Origin of the sequence: Glycomyces sp. NRRL B-16210, assembly GCF_000719515.1 — a bacterium.
GTDB lineage: Bacteria > Actinomycetota > Actinomycetes > Mycobacteriales > Micromonosporaceae > Glycomyces.
The window spans coordinates 68,351-87,750 of the sequence record NZ_JOGR01000001.1 but is presented as its reverse complement, the minus strand read 5'-3'; the positions used below and the strand labels follow the sequence as shown (position 1 = coordinate 87,750).

At 66.6% G+C, this 19,400-nt stretch carries 20 protein-coding genes; 6 read left to right on the top strand and 14 right to left on the bottom strand.

Annotated features, from left to right (window positions below):
* Positions 1 to 361 precede the first annotated feature (361 nt).
* The 4 genes from IF12_RS0100425 to IF12_RS0100410 form a co-directional block, all read right to left on the bottom strand.
* On the bottom strand, positions 362 to 673 hold the full coding sequence (locus IF12_RS0100425; RefSeq protein ID WP_030144299.1) for a hypothetical protein: 312 nt from the start codon (positions 671 to 673) through the stop codon (positions 362 to 364).
* Between the two features lie 208 nt (positions 674 to 881).
* Complete coding sequence (locus tag IF12_RS0100420) at positions 882 to 1,154, bottom strand: DUF397 domain-containing protein (RefSeq protein WP_030144298.1); 273 nt, start codon at positions 1,152 to 1,154, stop codon at positions 882 to 884.
* Positions 1,155 to 1,264: 110 nt separating this feature from the next.
* Complete coding sequence (locus IF12_RS0100415; protein WP_030144297.1) at positions 1,265 to 1,462, bottom strand: DUF397 domain-containing protein; 198 nt, start codon at positions 1,460 to 1,462, stop codon at positions 1,265 to 1,267.
* Positions 1,459 to 2,310, bottom strand: a complete 852-nt coding sequence (locus tag IF12_RS0100410; protein WP_133884117.1) for a Scr1 family TA system antitoxin-like transcriptional regulator — start codon at positions 2,308 to 2,310, stop codon at positions 1,459 to 1,461. Before IF12_RS0100410 ends, IF12_RS0100415 begins: the two co-directional genes overlap by 4 nt.
* A gap of 146 nt (positions 2,311 to 2,456) precedes the next feature.
* Here IF12_RS0100410 and IF12_RS0100405 point away from each other — a divergent pair, with 146 nt between their 5' ends.
* The 3 genes from IF12_RS0100405 to IF12_RS0100395 all read left to right on the top strand — a co-directional run bounded on the left by IF12_RS0100405 (position 2,457) and on the right by IF12_RS0100395 (position 4,993).
* The gene (locus IF12_RS0100405; protein ID WP_030144295.1) at positions 2,457 to 3,788 is read left to right on the top strand and encodes an SWIM zinc finger domain-containing protein; all 1,332 of its coding nucleotides are present in this window, start codon (positions 2,457 to 2,459) and stop codon (positions 3,786 to 3,788) included.
* A 105-nt stretch (positions 3,789 to 3,893) separates the two neighbouring features.
* A complete protein-coding gene (locus IF12_RS25330) occupies positions 3,894 to 4,082 on the top strand; it encodes a hypothetical protein (RefSeq protein ID WP_133884116.1) in 189 nt (62 codons plus the stop codon).
* Between the two features lie 149 nt (positions 4,083 to 4,231).
* On the top strand, positions 4,232 to 4,993 hold the full coding sequence (locus IF12_RS0100395) for a phage Gp37/Gp68 family protein (RefSeq protein ID WP_030144294.1): 762 nt from the start codon (positions 4,232 to 4,234) through the stop codon (positions 4,991 to 4,993).
* On the opposite strand, the gene tcmP is transcribed toward IF12_RS0100395, so the two are convergent.
* The gene (gene tcmP / locus IF12_RS0100390; protein ID WP_030144293.1) at positions 4,977 to 6,215 is read right to left on the bottom strand and encodes a three-Cys-motif partner protein TcmP; all 1,239 of its coding nucleotides are present in this window, start codon (positions 6,213 to 6,215) and stop codon (positions 4,977 to 4,979) included. The genes IF12_RS0100395 and tcmP overlap by 17 nt on opposite strands.
* 144 nt (positions 6,216 to 6,359) lie before the next feature.
* Positions 6,360 to 6,530 carry a hypothetical protein gene (locus IF12_RS25325; protein WP_156036786.1) on the bottom strand — a complete coding sequence of 57 codons (171 nt, stop codon included), beginning with the start codon at positions 6,528 to 6,530 and terminating at the stop codon, positions 6,360 to 6,362.
* A gap of 265 nt (positions 6,531 to 6,795) precedes the next feature.
* On the opposite strand from IF12_RS25325, the gene IF12_RS24565 reads away from it, so the two are divergent.
* Positions 6,796 to 7,542: an MGMT family protein gene (locus tag IF12_RS24565; protein ID WP_197034553.1), complete on the top strand. Its 747-nt coding sequence runs from the start codon at positions 6,796 to 6,798 to the stop codon at positions 7,540 to 7,542.
* A gap of 117 nt (positions 7,543 to 7,659) precedes the next feature.
* Complete coding sequence (locus tag IF12_RS0100380; protein ID WP_030144291.1) at positions 7,660 to 9,003, top strand: hypothetical protein; 1,344 nt, start codon at positions 7,660 to 7,662, stop codon at positions 9,001 to 9,003.
* Positions 9,004 to 9,015: 12 nt separating this feature from the next.
* Here IF12_RS0100380 and IF12_RS0100375 read toward each other — a convergent pair whose 3' ends face one another.
* Together IF12_RS0100375 and IF12_RS25320 are read right to left on the bottom strand one after the other, a co-directional pair.
* Positions 9,016 to 11,115: an AIPR family protein gene (locus IF12_RS0100375; protein WP_030144290.1), complete on the bottom strand. Its 2,100-nt coding sequence runs from the start codon at positions 11,113 to 11,115 to the stop codon at positions 9,016 to 9,018.
* A 99-nt stretch (positions 11,116 to 11,214) separates the two neighbouring features.
* A complete protein-coding gene (locus IF12_RS25320; protein ID WP_133884115.1) occupies positions 11,215 to 11,616 on the bottom strand; it encodes a hypothetical protein in 402 nt (133 codons plus the stop codon).
* Positions 11,617 to 11,813: 197 nt separating this feature from the next.
* Here IF12_RS25320 and IF12_RS23570 point away from each other — a divergent pair, with 197 nt between their 5' ends.
* The gene (locus IF12_RS23570; RefSeq protein ID WP_081912803.1) at positions 11,814 to 12,182 is read left to right on the top strand and encodes a ribosomal protein L7/L12; all 369 of its coding nucleotides are present in this window, start codon (positions 11,814 to 11,816) and stop codon (positions 12,180 to 12,182) included.
* Between the two features lie 60 nt (positions 12,183 to 12,242).
* Here IF12_RS23570 and IF12_RS0100365 read toward each other — a convergent pair whose 3' ends face one another.
* From IF12_RS0100365 to IF12_RS0100340, 6 genes are all read right to left on the bottom strand, one after another.
* Positions 12,243 to 13,346 (bottom strand): hypothetical protein, encoded by a 1,104-nt coding sequence (locus IF12_RS0100365; protein ID WP_030144288.1) that lies wholly within the window; start codon positions 13,344 to 13,346, stop codon positions 12,243 to 12,245.
* A gap of 111 nt (positions 13,347 to 13,457) precedes the next feature.
* Entirely contained in the window at positions 13,458 to 14,294 is an 837-nt protein-coding gene (locus IF12_RS0100360; protein WP_030144287.1) for a DUF6585 family protein, read from the bottom strand.
* Positions 14,295 to 14,433: 139 nt separating this feature from the next.
* Entirely contained in the window at positions 14,434 to 16,662 is a 2,229-nt protein-coding gene (locus IF12_RS0100355; RefSeq protein ID WP_197034552.1) for a DEAD/DEAH box helicase, read from the bottom strand.
* Positions 16,663 to 16,779: 117 nt separating this feature from the next.
* The gene (locus tag IF12_RS0100350) at positions 16,780 to 17,385 is read right to left on the bottom strand and encodes a DUF4291 domain-containing protein (RefSeq protein ID WP_030144285.1); all 606 of its coding nucleotides are present in this window, start codon (positions 17,383 to 17,385) and stop codon (positions 16,780 to 16,782) included.
* An 11-nt stretch (positions 17,386 to 17,396) separates the two neighbouring features.
* Positions 17,397 to 18,227: an MOSC domain-containing protein gene (locus IF12_RS0100345; protein WP_030144284.1), complete on the bottom strand. Its 831-nt coding sequence runs from the start codon at positions 18,225 to 18,227 to the stop codon at positions 17,397 to 17,399.
* Positions 18,228 to 18,332: 105 nt separating this feature from the next.
* On the bottom strand, positions 18,333 to 19,391 hold the full coding sequence (locus IF12_RS0100340) for a hypothetical protein (protein ID WP_030144283.1): 1,059 nt from the start codon (positions 19,389 to 19,391) through the stop codon (positions 18,333 to 18,335).
* Positions 19,392 to 19,400 lie beyond the last annotated feature (9 nt).

Here is a 19,400-nt window from a genome sequence, read left to right as displayed (position 1 = left end):
GCCGCGCGGGATCAGCGGCGCGGCGGTCGGCCCCGCCGGGAGGCGGCCTTGTCGAGCGTTCAGACGACGGCCCTCCCGGCGTTCGCGCGGCATCGCGGACACCAGGCGCGTTCGTGGAGGTGAAGCCCCGGTGTGTAATGCCACCCGACTGCCTCTGCCCGGCGCGCCATCTCTCCGTACCCGGAGGCGGAAAGAGTGATCGCGGCCGGGCAGAGGCAGCAGGACACCGTGACGGGTCAGCGGGGCCCCACCTTGCCCCGCTCACCGACGGTGTCGGAATCAAGTTCGTGGAAGAGGACAGCGGCATGGCCGACTGTTCTCGGCGACGTGAATATGTTGCGCGCCGGTAGCTTGGAACCATTCATGGCATGGCCTCGGCATCATTCGAGGCCTTGAGGGCCGTGTCGATCACCGCGAAGGTCAGCCGCTTGATCTCCTGCTTCCAGGGCGCGGGGTTCGAGGACCAGAGGCGGCCCTGCCACCGGATAAACCGCTCGGAAGGGTCGGCCGGGTTGCAGACGGCGGCGATTCGCGGGCCCTCGTCGTGGTGGAGGCACAGGTCCATCCGCCTGCCGCCCTGGGCGGCACGGAGCACGAAGGCGGTGCCGTTCGCGTTGCGGAACTCGCCGTAGACCCGGCCGGGTTCGAGCGGCGGACGCTGTCGTCGGCTCATGCTTTGCCCTCCCCGCACGACCGAGTGTCAGTCGCTTCAGGACTTCGCGCTGGAGCGGCGAAGTGTTAGAGCAAGCCTATGAGCAGGTCAAACGTAGAGGCAAGAATTGGATCTGGCCTGCGATTATGCCGAGACACTTGGAGCGCATCGGGGATCGGGCAGCGGGAGGGGACAAAATTGAGCGGTTTGGTGTCCCGTCCCGGTGGGATTACGCGCTGTCGGAGTCCTTGGCGTTGCGGGCGTCTTCGATCAGGACGGAGAGATCGAGTTCGCCGTCGCGGACGCCGCCCACGAACGCTTCCCATTCCTCCGGGGTGTAGATCAGGACCGTGCCTTCAGGGTCGTCGCAGCGACGGATGGCGACCAGTCCGTTGTCGGCGAAGCCGATCTCGAGTTCGCCGGGGGTTCCGTCGTCAGCGTCCGGGCGCGCCCAGCGGGCGGCGGCGGTGTCGAATTCGCCTTTCAGCGGGTGCTCTCTCATGCGATTCCCTTGCGGCCTTTGGAAACGACGAGCGGCAGGCCGGGGCCCGCCGCTGTCGTCTTTGATTGGTTGCGCGGCCCGTTGCCCTCCACACCGGACCTCGGCATGGCCTAGCTGCGGCCGTGGTCCTTCACCCAGGCCAGCAGTCCGTTGTAGGTCCCGGTGGTGACGGTGAGGATGGGGCGGTCGTCGGTCAGCTTGCTGTCCGAGACCTGGGGGGTGCCGGCGTCGAGGCGAACCTCGACACAGTTGTTGTCCTGGCCTTGACCGCTGCGGCTCGACTTACGCCAGGGTCCTGTACTGCTCACTGTTGGAAGTCCTCCCATGCGATCGACATACCCGATGCCAGCTTGGCTGCACCGGTGAAGAACTTACCTCGAGATGAGTCGGCCGGAATGAAGCCAGCTCCCCGGGGCGACTCGACGTTGATCACGGTCTCTTCCCCATCATCGTATTCGAGCAGGTTGAGCGCCCAGGGCTGGAACTCGTAGCGACCAGCGCTGTACGGGATGACCCGCACATCGGCGAACGACAACGCCGCAACCTCGCGCAGGTCAGCCAGGATCGCGTCCTTCCTCGGGCCGAGGTCGATGCGGAGCGCCACTTCGCCGATGAGGATCTGGGCCGGACGCTCGGATGCAATCCAGCGCTCGCGGCGATCCAGACGGAATTCCTCGCCTTCCTCCCAGTCGAACTCGCCCTCGATTCCGATCCGGGTGGTGTCCCGCAGCATCCGGTAGTAGGCCCGGCCCTGGATGAGCGACGGGAACACCGAGAAAGAGTGGAACAACATGTAACTGGCGCTGTCCTCGCATTGCTGGTAGAACCAGTTCCGGTCTTCGAGAACGGTGGCGTAATGGACACACCAGTCGTGCGCCTTGGACGCCTCGGCAAGTCGCGCAATATGGTCGGTCTGCTCGGGCGGCGTGCGGTAGAACCGCAGCAGATTGAGGACCGTCCCAAGATTGACTCCACGATACCGGCCGGACTCCAAGCGGCCCAGGGTCTTCGTGGAGCAGATGTCTCGGGGGATCTCGTTCTTGTTGTAGCCCTTCGGCAGTCGCTGACGGTGCCTGGTCCGCTCGGCGGCGAGTTGGCGCGCGAGTTCCATTAGCGGGGGCGGCCCGGGAGGGAGGTCTTCCTCTAGATCCGTCATGACAGGAAATTGTAGACATCGTGAGTGATTCGCTACAAGATCAACTCACCTGCGCCAGGCGTACGGCTTCGTGTCGCATTTCCGACATTCGCTCGATCCAGTTGTGTCGCTTCGCTTCCAGGCATGCCGGAACTTAGACTTTTCTGGTGAAGATCCCGTTCTCTCTGGATGACCTGGCTGAACCGGCGGGCCCGAAATCCTACGACCGCGGCCTGGGATACGTCGACGCGGTCACGCGCCTGACTGCGTCCAAGACCGAGATCCAGGCCGACGTCCAGGGCACCGATCGCTACCGAGTCAGCTTGCGCCTGAAACGGAAAGGCGTCGAAGGCTGGTGTGACTGCCCGTGGAGTGAGGATGGGAACTTCTGCAAGCACTGCGTCGCGGTCGGCGTCGTCTACCTCTACGAGCTCGAACACGGCGGCGACATCCCCGAGCCCGCCGACCTCCGCTCGCACCTCGAATCCCTCGACCGGAGCGAACTCGTCGAGCTGCTTCTCGAAGCGGCCGAACCGGACTCGGGCCTGCGCGAGCGCCTGGAACGGCGCGCCGCGTTCACTTACGCCCGTAGCGGAGCGTCAGTCGACAGCCTCCTGAAAGCCGTGGACGACGCGCTCGTCCTCAACGACAACTACCACCTCGACTACGACGAGCACGAGCACTACGCCGAGGCCGTCGCCGACTACGCGGCGCACGTCAGAGCCCTCCTCGCGGACGGTCGGCCCGCCGACGCGGTAGATCTGGCCCGCCATGCGATCGACAGAGTCCGCCAGAACTGGGAGCGGGCCGAGGTCGAGTACCGGGTCGGCGCGGCGGCGGCCGAACTCGCGGCCGCGCACCTCGACGCCTGCGCCGCAGCTGAAGTCGACCCGATCAAGACCGCCGAGTGGATCGCCGCCCACCAACTCGACGACAACACCATGCCGGAACTGGGCATCGCTGACTACGTAGCGGTGCTCGGCGACTCGGGCCTCTCCCACTACGGCTCGATCCTGCGCTCCCGCCCGAAGTGGGCCGAGTCGTGGACATCCCGTTACCTGCTGATCAGTTACGCCGAATGCGTCGGCGACGACGATCTACTCCTGGAGACGCACGCCAAGTCCGCAGCCGAGCACGGCAATGCCTGGCCCCTGGTGGAACAGCTCGACCGCATGGGCAGGCGTCCAGAGGCGGTGGAGAAAGCCCGCGAAGCGCTCCGCGCGGGACGGCAGGACCAGCGCCTGGTCGACTTCCTCGCCGAGCACTACACCTCCGCCGGGGACCGCGAATCGCTCGTCGCGCTCCACCGCGACCGCTTCGGGCGCGATCCCGGTCTCCATACCTACGAAGCCCTTGCTGCCCTTGACGAATCCGAACTCCTCGAATGGGCCGTCACGAAACTGCGCGACCTGCTCGAGAGCCCCATGCCTCGGATCGGCCTCGCCGACGATCTGGCCGAGATCCTGCTCCAGCAAGACCGCGTCGCCGAATCGTGGTAGGCCGCAGAGAGGCACCACGTGCTGCCTGAAATGCGCGTCAAAGTCGCGAAACGCTACCGTTTTGAGGACCCTGAGGCGGCAGGTGAGGTCTTCCAGGACCGAGCCGTGTCCCTGATCAGACAGATGAACAAGCACTCCTACGAGGCCGCCGCAGAACTGGTCGCCCTCGCGGCTGAATGCCTCGACCGACACGAAGGCAAGGGGACCGGCACCCTCTACGTCAACGAGATCCGGGCGGAGCACCGCCGCAAGCGCAACTTCCTGGCGGCATTGGACGCTCGCGGTCTTCGCTGACGTGCCTCCGGTCGGACCGGGCACCGCGCATGTACGGCCGAGTGGCAAGCTGTCCTGGCCGGTTCGCATGTCGGACCTCCGCGCGATCATTGGCCTTAGAACGTCCGTACCATAAAACTGCCCGGCTCTGATCGAGGGGGATGATCCACATGGCGCAGACCAGTGGCATCGAGTGGACAGAGACAACTTGGAATCCGGTCACCGGATGCGACCGCATCAGCCCAGGTTGCGACAACTGCTACGCGCTGACCATGGCGAGGCGCCTCAAAGCCGCCGGCAACGCCCGCTATCAGGAAGACGGCGACCCGCGCACTTCAGGGGAGGGCTTCGCCGTCAACGTACACAACGACCTGTTGGATCTTCCTCGCCGATGGAGGAAGCCGCGGCTCGTGTTCGTCAACTCGATGAGCGACCTGTTCCACGGGAAAGTGCCGGCGGCGTTCATCTCGCGGGTGTTCGCGACGATGGCCGAGACCCCGCACCACACCTACCAGGTCCTCACCAAACGTCCGCTGCGAGCGGCACGTCTCGCCGCTCGGCTTCCCTGGCCGCCGAACGTGTGGCTGGGAGTCTCCGTCGAGTCGCCGGAGCAGGCCCGCCGTATCGATCAGCTGCGGAGGGTTCCGGCGGCGGTCCGGTTCATCTCAGCCGAACCACTGCTCGCGGAGCTGCCCAAACTGGACCTCGCGGGCATCCACTGGCTGATCGTCGGCGGCGAGTCGGGGCCGGGCCACCGCCCTGTCGAAGCCGACTGGGTACGCGATCTTCGCGACCAGGCCCTGGAGGCGAGGGTCGCGTTCTTCTTCAAGCAATGGGGCGGATCGCGACCGAAGACAGGCGGCAGAGAACTCGACGGCGCCACATGGAGTCAACTGCCGCCGCGCACCGCAACGGTCAGACCGGCCAGATGAGCCGGTCTCGCACCCGCTTCGCCTTGTCGTGGTTCAGGACTCCCCGCGCCTTCAAGGTCCGCAGCGCCGCCGTCACGGTGGATTCGGTGGCGATGCCGAAGACACCCCCGAAAACCTCCTCGACCACGTCGACCAGCTTCACCTTCCTCCCCCGGGCGATCAGGTCAGAGAGATTGGCTTCGACCCGCTCCTGCGCGTGCACGCGGTCGAGGCCGATCTGCTCCTCAGCCGACTGCTCGAACGCGAACAGCGCGCCGTCCTCCTCTGCGGCCGTCGGTCCGAGCTGCTTCACCCAATGCTCACGGGCTCTGCCGACCGCGTCCGCCATGACCCAGATCCCGTAGCGGCTCCTGGTGAGGAACACCAGGTAGTACAGCGGCAGGTTATCCGGACGTCGGCGAACCGGGATGACGACGGGCGTCATGCCACCCGCTGCGGCGAGTCCAACGGCGTACCTCTGGGCGACCCGGTCGGCGACGAGGTCGAAGCGTGTCGGCTGCTCGGCGAGCACCTCACGGGCGATGTCCTCCCACCAATCGCCTCCGCACACCTCGGTGAGGCGCTGCTTCGCCTTCTCCTCGTTCCCTTTGCCGCCAGTCGGATCGACCGAGCCCGTCCGGGCAGTGCCGTCGACTGCGAGCTCCGCCTGATGCAGGGCCTTTGCTCCCCGCTCTTCCTTCAGGACGATCCCGGCGGCCCGCCGCACGAAGTCGGCATTGAAGTTGATGAGCAGCTCAGTCTGCGGACGACTCGCCCGCCGAGGGCCGCTCAGGGCCGATTCGAGCAGTCCGAAGGGAAGGACCGCGCCGGTCGGATCAAGGAGCATGAACAGGGGCAGACCCGCCGCGTCGGCCACCACCCGCGGCAAGTTCGATTCCGCGTTCCCGTGCTCGACACGGACATCGACGAATCTCGCATAGATCTCGGCGATCTGCGCGAGGCTCTTGTAGTGCTTGCCGTCGGCCTCGACGAGGACCACCCGGACGTTGCGGGCACCCCGCAGCTTCGTAGCCGAGCGGAGCATGTGCTCCGCCGATCCTGGTGTCCCGTCGGGGTACCGCCCACGTCCGGCGTAGCCGTCGAAGACGACGAGTCGTCCGTCAGTCGAGGTCGAGCCGACCATGGAGACGAACGGGTAGAGGTAGGTACTGAGGATCTTGAGTTTGAAGAGCGACTGGACCTGGGGGAGATCGAGCAGCCCGGACGATGTTCCGGTGGCCAACCTGCACCTCCGAGAAAGAGAGAGACACGGTCTTCAACTCAGCGTATCGAACTTGCAACCCGTTTGGGGCGCTAGTGAGTTCGCAGGCTTCATCACGAGCCAGGCCGGGTTCCTCGAAACCCGACCCGGCAATGCTCAACGGCCCTACCGCTCAGTGAGGGACAGGACTCCGATGACCGTCACGGCGATGACTGCAACCACCGCCGACGCCTCGACCGCGACGACGGCAATCGCCGCAATGGCAGTGGCACTGGTCGCGGCCTTCGCAACCAGGGGGCCTGCTGATGGATAATCACCTGGGGGTACTGCCAGCATGGCGTCTCCTGTTCCGCCGCGCTTCCGCACGGCATCAGTGCCGCGCCGCCTAGCGGCTCGAACCAGAAGGCGGCGCGGCGTCTTTGTACGTCGTCCTCGCAGCGGCGGAAGTTCAGCTAAACTGACACGTACGAGAAATTGCTAGACTATCATAGCCTAGGTCGAGACATAGAATCTCACTGCGACAGATCCACAAGCTCAAGGGAAGATTTGCTAGACTATCTTGCATGCTAGATAAGATTTCATTTACTCATAGGCAAGCATGATGGTCAACGTACAAATATCCGAACATCTGTATGAGTACATCAAGAGTCACGCCATTCCGTTCGAGGATTCCGTCGACTCCGTCCTTACGCGCCTCCTCGGGCTGGATGGACCCGAGACTCAACAGTCGCCCCCTCCATCGCCCGAAGCCGGTGTGCTCGCGCCGCTGGTCAAGGCAGGCCTCCTGCGCGAGGGTGATCAACTCTCTTGGCGCCGCAGCCAGAAGAACATCACCTACACGGCGACAGTCGGCCCGAACGGAACAATGCGGCTGGCGAACGGGGCGATCGCGGCCTCCCCCTCGGGGGCAGCCACGATGCTCGCAGGCGGCAACCATCCAGGCTGGGACGTCTGGAAGCAAATCCAAAGTGGACTAACTTTGTCGCAGCTTCGCGCACAACTCGGCGGCGCCGAACCGGTCATGGAGGACGACTGGATATCTCGGCTCGCCTCGTTGCTGGATCGAATCCCGAAGGGCTACTGGACCACCTACGGCACTCTCGGACACCTCTTCGATCGCCACCCACGGGAAATCGGCCACGTCCTCGCCTCCACCAAGCTCCCGAACCCCCATCGGGTGCTTCAACACGGCGGCACCGTCTCCCCCGGCTTTCGATGGATCGACGAGGATCTAGGCGACCCACGCGAAATGCTCCGCGGGGAGGGGTCAATCCCTCCGGACGGCGATACCGCCATGCGTGACCGATGGTTGAGCGCCGCTGACCTTCGCAAACTCATGGAGGATTGAGAGCTTCGGTGACGGCGTAGTCTGGGCCCACCGCCGGCAATCGGAGAGTGAAGCCGGGCGGCTCCTGCCGAGGGGCGGGGACTGCGCGGAACGAGTCGATTCTGGTTGAATCGTCGAATGACCCCGATTTCGATCATCCCTTGCGGCGAAGACGAAATGGCCTACCTCAGACGACTCCCCCACGGCCCGATCGAGCCCGATGACGACGGATGGGCGCACTTCACGTACCCGATCGCCCGTTCGGGCCTTCGGCGCGGCTGGCAGGTGGCGTTCCTACGAGTCGGCGACCAGCTCCGCGCGGTCGTCATCGCCCGCAGGGGCAATCGGGTCGGGCGCGTCGGCTCGATGTTCGAGGTACGTGCTTGGCGGCCGTTCGGTTCGGGGATCAGGGTGAAGGAACTGCAGCAGACGGGTTTGACCGTTGCGAACGCCCTGGACCGCGACGAGCAGCTAACCGAACCGCAGGAAAGGGATCTGATCGTCGCCCTTACGGAGCGGGAAACATGGCTCGCCGACACGGTCGAGGCATGGCGCCGTCAGGTAGATCCGCCGCGGGTTCCCGAGAACGTCGTCGGCCAGCTGTCGCTTGAGCGTGACTGCGTGCGAATGCCACTCGGGCTTGCGGGCCTGCCGCCTCAGCAGGTTGAAGCCCATGCGTACGAGGAGTCGCACCGCAGCTACCTCGAGGGCCTGCACGGAGGCGTCCGGCCAAGCGAAGACTCCATGATCCGCCACGACTGGACGAACTTGACCGGCTGGAATCCTCCACCAGGCACCTTCTTCGACGGCCGCACGTTCACCAGCCCGAGCGGGCGCAACCAGCTGACTCTGATCTACGCCAACCGCGAGCGTCCTGAACACGCGACCGGGGCCGACCTGATCTACATCGATAAGACACGCAACGCGGTCGTGCTCATCCAATATAAGCGCATGGCCGATCGAGCCCCTGACGGCGGCACGGGGTACCGCCCCGACGAACAGCTGAGGAAGGAGCTGGACCGCATGCGCATGGTTCGCGACTGGTTCGCCGGCCAACCCCGAGCGCAAGGCACGGATGCGTTCCGGCTCCATGCCGATCCGTGCTTCATCAAACTCTGCGACCCCGTGATCGATCTCGACCTGGGAACCGCACCTGTTCCAGGGATGGTCTTCCCGCTAGATCTGTTCGACGAAGTCCACAAGGAGCTGAAGGGAATCGGGCCGCGCGGCGGGACCTGCATCACCAGAAGGAACGTATCGCGCTCCCTTAGCAGCACCTACCTCGTCGACATGGTGAAAGGAGGTTGGCTCGGCACGCACACCGCCGAAGACGGGATGAAGGCGCTGCTGCACTACTGTCGCCAGGCGCTGGACGAGGGCAAGTCGCTCACCATGGCGAGAGTCAGGAAACGAAGGCCCAAGCTGAAGGCGGCGACCACTCCCGGTCCCGCAACACCAGCTAAGCAGACTCCGCTCTTCTAGGGAACACCCTCCTCAGAAGAGCTCGCTCGATCCCGATGCCTCGTTGTCGAGCTCCTGGCGCAGACGCTCTCCGATGTCCTTCACTGAGCCTCGGCCGGCGACATGCCAGTACTCGGGGCCGCGGATGGAGCGGAACTTCGCCACCTCGAAAGCCTCGGCAAGGATCTTCTGGGCCAGGCCGGTGGTGGAGTAGACCTCGCCGTCGGCCTCCCACCGCAACTGGGCCGACTTGTGGTTGACCCAGGTCGCGCGGGATCGGCACGGGTCCACCGCCGCCCACACATGGAACTTCCTGCGCTGTTCCGTGGTCGTCGGTCGGAATTCGAGGATGGTGCCGTCGTCGATCGCGCCGTGCTGGACGATGAGCGGGACGAGGTTCGGACTCCGGTTCCGCCTGGCCTCCTTGCCCTTGATGTACTCGTCCGGGATCTCGGGTACAGCGCTTCCGGCCCGGATCTCTCCCCGCAGTTCCCCGGCCAGGTCCGCGCATTTCTCCTCATGCTTGAAGAACGAGGAGGCGATCGACCCCGGGTACAGCGTGTTCACTCCGTCGATGACCCGCTTGAGGATGGCGCGGGTCTCCTTGGAGGCCTTCGGTAGCACCACCTCTTCCCACTCCTCCTTGTCTGCCTCCGCCAGCGCTTCGGCGAACATCCGGGCGACGAGGTGGGCGCAGAAGAGGTCGCCGTGGTAGGAGATGTACTCAGCGCGGCTCTGAAGCTTCTTGTTCTCGGAGCTCAAGGTGCTGCGCACCACCCGCATGAGCTGGACCGTCCGCCAGACCTCGACGGCCTTGATGTTCTCCCGGAAAAGCTTCCGGTAGGCGCCGGTACCGCTGCGGTCCCATAGCCGGTCGGGCATGACCTTGGCCTGGACGGCGAATCTGACGTCCGGGTGGGCGCATGCGAGGGCGATCAGCGCTTCTTCGCTGGTGCAGCCACGCTTCTCCTCGGGCGGGAACTCCGCGCGCCGCGTGGCGTATTCGAGCATGAGTTCGGCCTGGAAGTCGATACGGAGGTGTTCCTGCTGTTCGTCCAGCGAAGCCAGGTCGCGCACCTCGACGCGGTTCTGGGTGTTGGTGGCCTCAGTGATCTCGCGCAGGAGGTCGTCGCCGTCCTTGCCCGTGAACGAGATCTTGACCAGGACTCCGGCGACGTCGCCATTGGCGGGGTTCTGCTTCATGGCTTGCGCGATCGACCACACGGTCTGCGCGCCGTTGACGATCGCGACGTCTTTGAGCACTCCCCTGCCGTACATGGAGAGCGAGCCCGACTTCGCGACAATGGTGATGCCGTTGTTGAAGTCCCACAGCCGCTCCGGCCTTTCGATCAGGGTCTGCTCGATGCCCTGGTTGACGGTGGTGCGGCCGAGGGAGCCGCGGATGTTGCGTTCGAACAGTCGGTCCCCGTGGGTCTCGTACCAGCCGGCGATCTCGGCCGCAGTAGCCGTGCCGTAGTAGATCTGGTGCGGACGCTCCCGGGCGACCGTGTCGCGCAAGCTGATGTCAAGATCGATCGGCGGCTCGCCCATGCCGGCCTGGGCGATGCGCTTGAGCATGTCGAGGGTGTAGATCTCGATCCCGGCGGGCTCGCTAGCCCAGATACCGAACTTCTGGGCGAAGTCCTCCAGCACAGGCATGTGGTCGGGGAAGATGCCGTGCGTGTTGGCGAGCGCGAGGACGAGGGTCAGGCGCGGGTCGTTCTCGATGATCGCCTCGATCTTCGACTCGTGGGGACGGTACCGCTCGTTGAACCGGTAGTGCTCACCTTTGAGGATGTAGTCCGCGCCGAGCGTGAAGGTCTTGAGCTCCTTCTCGGGGATCTTGGCTTTCGCCAGGCTGCTCCACTTGGTCTGGATCAGCCATAGGCGATTCTGCTCCTCGTCGTAGGCGACCGCGTCGATGTCCTGGTCGTCGTTCCCGTCGATCACGCAGGAGGCCGCGTGCTCGTGGCTGCATTTGAGCAGGTACCGGACGACCATCGCGGACAGCGCCCTGGTGAGGAACTGGTCGGTCTGGTTCGGGCCGCGGCCCTGGACGTCGCCGAGGTAGATGCGGCCCTTGAACTCTCTCGTGAGGTAGTCGGCAAGCCAGCGGGCGGCGCGCTGTTCCAAGATTCCTCCGGGGCAAGGGGATTGAGCAGGAGGCCCTCGATGCTACCGCGTGTGGACGGTGAGTGTGGTTCTGCGGCGATAACCCTCAGAGTGGCACGGTCATACCGGCCGACCTCCGGAAACCGACTTCAGCATTGGCGACGTCATCGGATGAGTATCCATCTTTCCACCAGCCCGGTCGGATGCGCCGGACGCCTGAATGTTCCCATCGGAGGCACGGATCCGGTAGCGGCGGACTCCGGCGTTCTTGAGGAGTTGTTTGACGCTGTAAAGGCTGATGGCGTACTTGTCAGCGAGGTCTTTTTGGCGGGCACCGGTTTGGAAAGCGGTCACCAGGTCGTTGATTTCTGTCGGGGTCAGGCGTTTACGGACGGCCCATGGAAGGATCGTCATTTCGACCTTTCGGTGGTCGTTTGGGGCCTTTACGCAGGTTGACAACGTTTCGCGCAAGCGTTCTAGCTGCGTGAACCTGTTGGAATAGGCGGAGAGCAGGCGCGCCAACAAGAAAGGCTCACATTGCAGATGCGGTGTGGGCCTTTTAGTTTCGCGGAGCAAGGGCGCGGGGCTTGGCCGAGGAGCGGCCTCGGGTGGCCGGCCGTTGCACATTCATTGCAACCTGGATCTGATGCCGCCGGGAACACCGCCCGCGGCGCCAAGCGCGCCCCACCGCCCGAGCCCTCCGGAAGGACTTGTCCGCCATGAACCGTGATCCCAACGTCGCTTTGGTGATGTTGGTACTGATCCTGGTGGTGGGTTCGGTGGCGGCCATCGTGGGGGCGCTGCGGGCGGATCGCGCCAACTCCCGTCAGGCCGAGACCGCGCGTCCGGTCCCCGCTGAGCTGATCCGCGACGGCGAATGGTCGCTCGTGCTGGACAGCGCCGGAGCAAGCAAGGTCGAGGTCGTCAAGGAGCTCAGGGCGATCACCGGCCTGGGGATCGCCGAGGCGAAGCGCCTGACCGACCGCACGCCTGCGACCGTGCTGGCCGGAGTCGACCGCTCGTCGGCCGAAGTCGCGCACCGCCTGCTCACCGAGGCGGGAGCCACCGTGCGGATCACCAAGGTCTGAACCGTCTCGATCTGTTCACGAGGCTCGGTCTCCTCCGGCGGTCAAGACAGCAGCCTTCGGTCACGGAAGCTCCCAGCCGAGTTGCGGGAAGGCCATCGTCACGCCCGCATAGATCGAAGCCAGTGGCGTGAGAACCACATAGAGGACCATGAGGGGTTGGAGAGGGCCGAACCAGCGGGCGACGAAGCGGGCGCCCTGCTTGAAGTCGGGGGCGTCGCGGGATTCGCCGCCGGAGTTGACGACGCCCGCGGTGAAGAGCAGGATGCCGACGCCGAACCACCAGGGATGGCCGTTGAGCCCGAGGAGGCCGAAGGCCATGAGCGGGACGAATTCGAGGATGCCGACCTCGAACTTCGGGTGCTTGCCGCGGATCGCGGCGGGGAAGGTCACCGCCATGATCGCGCCCATGCTCACGAAGACCGTGCCGAACGGACCGAAGCCGGTGCGCCAGGCCGCGAACGCGGTCGTGGCGACGGCCGCGGCGGACAGGAGGAACGGCAAGGGGCCCTTGGCGTAATAGTCGTCCTCGATCCGGCCGGCGACGGCGGTGAGGACGAACATCGCCGCACCGGCGATCAAAAGACCGAGGTAGAGCTCGGTGATCGTCCCGATCCAGAATCCGAGCCCTGCGGCGACGCTGTAGGTGATGAGCGCGTCGAGGCCCGCGCCCATCTGGCGGGGCTCGGAGTCGTCCCAAGTGAGATTCCAGCCCTGCGCGATCATGGCGATGAGCAGCGCCCAAGCGCCCGTCACGACCGGCAGCAGCGTCGCGGAGTGGACCGCCGCGAAGCCTTCCAAGGGGAGCGGAGCGAGGATCGCCTCCGGGGCGGCCATCGCTCCGGAGACCGCTAGAGCGCACGCGAGCGGGAGACGGATGTTGCGGACGGCTTCGAGCGGGTGGCGGGCCACGTCGAGCCAGTTCCACGCCGCGGGCGCGCGCCACTCGGACGGCACGCCCCCGGGCATGGAGACGATCGTCGCGATGATCGAGGCCATGCCGGCCAGGACCGCGCCGGTGGCGCCGATCGCGAGCGCGGCGGGCCCGGTGAGCAGGTTGACCACGGCACCGGCGAAGGTGGCGCACATCGTCAGGGTCCCGACCGCGACGGCGGCGACGAGGACCGGGCGGCGACCGCGGGGCTCAGTCGGTTCGGAGTCGTCCATCTTCGTTCCAGCGGGGCTCGACAGTCGGGTTCGGGAGCGCAGGGAGGAATGGTGCTCGGCGCCAGGGCCGACAGATCTGGATACCGTTATTCCCTTGTGGATCGTTCATCATCAGGTCCACTCGAGGCCGGTCCTTGCCCGCACCACCTCTTGGAGAACGAAGAAGTTGGGGATCGTGTAGACCGGTTCGCGGGTCCGGAAGAGGCGGTCGGCGGACTTGAAGAGCGCCACACCATCGTGGAGCGACACGGCCTGAAGGCGGTTCCAGGCGATGGCGGTGCCGTCGATCGTGAGGAAGTCCCGTTCGACCGCGAGGTCGCCGAAGGCGAGGCGCTCGCCCCGGTCGATGCGGGCGAGGACGTCGGGGAGCTGGGTTCGGGTGACGGCCTGCTGGATCGCCGGGCCCCACTCCTCGGGGCTGGAGAAGGCCGCGCCGAGCGTGAAGTTCGCGAGGTCGCCCTGGAGGTTGACGATCGCAGAGGCGGCCGCGCCCTTGGGATCGCCGATGGCGATCGGGCTGGCATCGGGCCCGGTCAGCAGGTAGTTGTAGGTGGTGAGTCCGGTCTGCGGGTAGCGGAAGAGGCGCTGGTGGACGCGAGCCGAGTCCCAGTAGAAGATCGAGACGAGCGCCTTGGGGCCCTTGACGATGAGGCCGTTGTCGTAGAGGCGGAGCACGTCTCCTGCTCCGGACTTCCGTTTCGCGTGGACGACGTTGAGGACGCCGAGTCCGATGAACAGCGTGAAGATCACGAGCATGATGACGCCGAAGCTGTTCTCCAGCATGTTGGTCCCGGCGAGGCACACCACGGTGAGCAGGTAGATCACGCCGGCGATGAAGAGCGGCAGGACGAACGGTGTGGGTCGGGGCTTGTATTCGGCCCGGCAGTTGCCGAGTCCGGCCCGGTGGGCGATGTCGTCGAATTCGTTGGGCGCTGCATGTCGATTCACGTCTGCACAGTAAAAGCGGCGGCCATGAGTCCGTCATCGATCCGTCATCGGAGCAAGGCGCGGGCCGCACGGACCTGATCGCAGCAGTTCGGGACGGATCGGCTGGAAGGATCGAGGGTTGTCTACGACCTGTGGATGTTCAGGGCCTACCGAGTCCGAGGCGGGCCCGTTCGGCGGCGACGATGCGCTGCTCCAAGGGGATCGAGTCGTCGCCGAGCGACGCCACGGCGGTGGCGGTCGCCATCGCGCCGGTCGACTTGGCGTCGCTGTGGCGCGCGTAGTGCTCGAACAGGAGATCCTTGTGCTCCTGCACCTCTCTGATCCGCTCGTCGACACCGTCCTTGGCGAGCAGTCGGTGCACCTGGACGCGACGGGTCTGGCCCATGCGGTGGGCCCGCGCCACCGCCTGCTGCTCGATGCTCGGCTTCCATTGCGGCTCAGCGAGCACCACCACTGAGGCCGCCTGGATGTTGAGGCCGACGCCGCCGGCCTCGATCTGCGCCAGGATCACCGCCGGGCCCTCGCGCCGTGCGAACTCCTCGACCATGCCCTGGCGCTTCGCGGCCGCGACCTTCCCGGTGATCGGGCCGATCGCGACGTCCCCGACCCGCTCCCCGACCGCCTTGAGCACGTCGAGGAAGTACGAGAACACGATGACCTTCTGGCCCTCAGCGCCCGCGTCCTCCACGAGCTCGGCCAGCCGCTCCAGCTTCGCCGAACCCGCCGTGGCGGAGGAGGCGCGGCGCATGCCCATGAGGTTGCGGCGGCGCACCTGTTCGCGGTACTCGTCCTCGTCGCTCGCGTTGAACTGAACCCACTCCTCGACCTCGATCTTCTCGGGCAGTTCGGTGAGCACGTCTTCCTGGTTGCGCCGCAAGTACACCGGTGCGACCGTCCGCCGGAACGCCTCGGCCCCGACCACATCGTCGCCCTCGGCGACCTGCTGAGCGAGATCGGGCCGGAGGTGGCCGATGAGCGAGGCGAACTCCTGGACGCGGTTCTCCATCGGCGTGCCGGACAACAGGAGCGCCCGCTTGGAGCGACCGATCGCGGCCCCTACCGCCATGCTGCGCTTGGCGTTCGGGTTCTTGATGTAGTGGGCCTCATCGACGACCAGCAGCGCGATCCTCGATCGCTGCGGCAGCGATTCGAGCCGGTCGATCGTGTTGAACGTGGTCACCGCGACGCCGCCGCGGCGCAGCCACCTGCGGGTCTCCTCCTCCCGCCCGGGACCGTGGAGGCCGAACGCCTCAAGGCGGGTGTGCTTGCGGATCTCGTTGAGCCAGTTGGGGACGACGCTCGCCGGGCAGATGACGAGGCAGCGGCGCTGACCCTGCGCCGCGAGGTGCGCGGCGACCGCGAGCGCCTGGATGGTCTTGCCCAGGCCCATCTCGTCGCCGATGATCGCCCTCTTCTGGTAGACCACGTACTTCGCGCCGAAGAGCTGGTAGAAGCGGAGGTCGGTGCGCAGCAGCGACCGGTCGAACGGCAGTGTCTCGATCGCTTGCCGCAGATCGGCGTCGACGAAGTCCTCGGCTCGTTCGGCGTCCTCTTCGTCCGCGCCCGTGATCTTGGCGAGCGCCGTGTTGATGCTCGCCGCTTCGCGTTCGTAGTCGCCCCAGAGCTCATCGGAGGTCCAGCGTTCGGGCCGGGCTCGGTCGAGCGCTGCGGCGAGATCGCGTTCCAGCGCTCTCGTCTCGTTGTCGGCGTTGACCGCTTCGAGCGCTTCGAGGCCCGCCAGCGCCGCGTCTTTGCGCCTGCGCCGGGAGAAGAACATCGCGAGTCTGCTGCCGGCCCGGTCTGCGGCGGCGAAGTACGGCTCGGCTCGGCTCCGGAAGCGGTGCACGGCTTCCCGCAGGTCGTCCGCTGCCGCTGTGGCGGTCTTCTCGGCCCGCAGGTGGGCGAGGATGCGGGAGTGCCGCGGGTCCCGGCGGGCCGGGTCGAATCTGGGGCGCGTGTCGGCGACAGACCGCTCGGCGAGCAGTTCGGCCGCGGCCTTGATCTCGTCGACGGTCTGCGCGCCGATCCCCGGGATCTCCAGGAGCTGGTCGCGGGTGTTGGCGAGCACGTCGGCGACCGTGCTGATCCCGGCCTGCTCGAGCTTCGCCAGCCGCAGTCCTTTTGCGACTTTCTTGAGTTCCGTGACGCGCATCGTCACGAGCCGCCCGGAGACCTCCTCCTGTGCCAATGCCGCGACATGCCCGCGCACCGCGCTCCGCAACTTCGCGGGCGCGGCGGCGAGGCTCTCGTACTGCCGCAAGGTGTCGCGGGCACGGGCGACCTGCGAGCGCGCGTGCTCGCCGGTCTTTCGCTCGCCGTGGGGTGCGGGTGTCAAGGGCATGGCCGTCCAGGGGTCTGGCAACTGCAAAGCATTCACTGTATCTGGCCGCGTGCGCAATGCCGCTCGAATTGCGGTCGCGGACGCCCGCGACCCGTCACCGGCCCTGGTTCGCCGGAGTGCCGTTCGGAGGCCGCTAGGACGGCTTCATTGCTGCTCGACCAGGTCTCGATGCTGCGAGGGGTCTTCCAGGAGATAGGGGCGCTCGGTGGGGAGGAGGGCCTTCGCGTTGTCGATGTCGCCGGTTCGGAGGTGTTCGGCGATTCGGTGGGCGGTGCTGGTCATGTCTTCGATGCCGGTGATCCACTCGTCCACGTAGCGGTTCACGGCTTCGCCGGAGAGGCCGATCTGGATTGAGCGGTGGTCGAGGCGGTTGAGGTGGAGGTCGCGTTCGGGGTCCCATTGGACGCGGACCGGGGAGGATTCGAGGCGGGCCTTCCAGGTCTCGCGGGTCTCGCCGGGCGCGGGGGTGCTGCCGCAGGAGTTCGCCAGGGCCCATTCGAAGCCCTCGCGGGTGATCGCGATGGCGAGGACGCGGGCCTGGCCGGGCTTGGACGCCCAGCCGCAGCGGTACATCATCCACAGGAACGAGGGCTTGATCCAGGTCATGCGGGCGCGTTTGAACGGGGCGACGAAGGTCTGGGCCGCGAGTGCGGGCTCGGCGATGTGCGGGTCGTACGCCTGGTAGACGGTGATCGTCTCGGCGTCGTACTCGGCTCGGATCTGGCGGGCGGGGGTCTGGGGGTCTTTCACTTGTGTTGCCTTCAGTGTTCGATGCGGACCGGGTCGCCGGAGCGGACCGTTCCTGGGGTGAGGATGTCGGCGTAGAAGCCGAAGCAGGTGGCGCGGCCGAAGTCGGGGACGTCGATGCGGTGATGGGCCGCGAGCGTTTTGAGCAGTGTGCGGTCGGCCTGGGCCCGTCCGTGGGCGAGGGACGGGATCACGCAGCGCGGGGTGGGTACCAGCACTTGGACGGTCACCTCGTCGCCGATCGTGACCCGTTGGCCCGGTTGCGGATCGTCGGGGAGGTCGAGGACGAGGTTGGGGCGGAAGCGGGTCGGGTCGACCTCGCTGCCGTGCTCAGCGCTCAAGCGGTCCAGGGCCCCGGTGGTGACCAGGTGGAGTGCGCCGAAGTCGAAGAAGAGTCCGGTGTCGTTGCGGCGCAGGTCCATGACCGCTTCGCCGCCGGGTTCGGCGTCGGCGGCCCATTCGGGGATCATGCCCGGCTCGTCGGGCCACCAGTGGTGGCGGCGAAGCTGCTTGGGCGCGCGGCGGGTGAGCTGGACTGGGCGGCCCAGCCAGTCCGAGACGGCGGCGTCGGCCTCAGGGCTGCCGGCGGGGGCGGTTGCGAGGCCCGGCACGGACACGAGGACCTGCGATTCCTTGTCCCCTTGGGCGGGAACGTATTCGGCGGTGACGTCCAGGAGGCGGCTCCACAGCTTCGGCTGCTTGGCGCTGCCGATGGTGCCGTCGGCGTCAAGGCAGGTCCACGTGCGGTCGCCGTCGAGGCCGCGGGTGGTGAGGACGGCCTCGCTGACGTGCTCGGCGGCGGCCGATTTGAGCGGGTGGCGGCGGATGCCGAGGACTCGGTTCACGCCTGCGATCCTATGCCGATGGGGCGATGCCGCGCTTCGGTTTATGGTCGCGCTCCCGCCGGGGCCTCCCACAGACATGGCATTCGGTGGCCAATTCGCGTCTCGCTACTGCGCCTCCGGGAAGTGGTACAGGACCGGCGATTCGGCGATCTGCTCGGGCAGTTCGGCCGACCACTGCGTCTGTCCGTTGTAGCTGATGAGCGAGACCTGGTGCTCGTCGCGCGAGACGTACCCGTCCGCATGGAGCGAGAGGCAGCTCGTGCCGTCGCCGCTGACGGCCTCGCGCTCCTCGAGGTCGACCACGCGGGTACCGGCCTCGGCCCGGATCGTGAAGCCGCCCTTGTCGGCCCCGTACGGACCGTACCCGTCGACCAGGCAGGCGTAACGGCCCGAAGGGTCCACGCCGAACAGCCCGATCGTGTCCCCGTCAGTGCCCTTCAGGGTCTCGACCGGGATCGTGTCGAGGATCTTCCCGGTCGCGTCGATCCGGTACAGCTCGGTGACGTCGAGGTTGTGGTACAGCGCTTCCGGTTCACCGTCCTCTGTGGTGTACCAGCGCAGACGGCAACCCCTACCGTCCAGGTCGACCGTCGTCGGCAGCTCGCCGACCTCGGGCGAGTGCCATTCGGTCGGTCCCCATGTCTTGGCGGGCAGCGGGATCGCGTCGGTGTCGGCGCGCCCGCCCGGTTCGGAGGCGAGGCCCCACACCGGGGATCGGTGGACCAGAACAGCGGAACCGTCGGCGAGCCAGGTGGGATCGATGCACGCGTGGTCGACCGGATAGGCCACACCGGGATCGATCTCGCCGGTCTCCAGGTCGCCGAACCGCAGGGCCGCTTCGGGATTCGCGCCTTCGACCCAGACGGCGTAGCGCTGGCGCGGGTCGATGCTGAGGGAGGCGCGCAGGACCGTTCCGACATCGCCCTGGCCCTCCCACACGCCGCTGAGGTCGAGCACCGGTTCGGGCTCCTCCCCATCCTGATCGCCAGGCTCCCAACGGTAGAGGCGGTGGTCGTCGCCGAGGCCGTAGAAGACGCCCTCGCCTTCATCCTCAGCGGACGCGGAGCCGAGTTCGCAGGCGGCCGAGGTTCCCGCCAGTGCGAGTGCCGCCGCGACCGCGACGAGTCGCCGCCTCGGGGTCTCGGCGCGCTGCTGTGGGGCCATGTCGTCCTC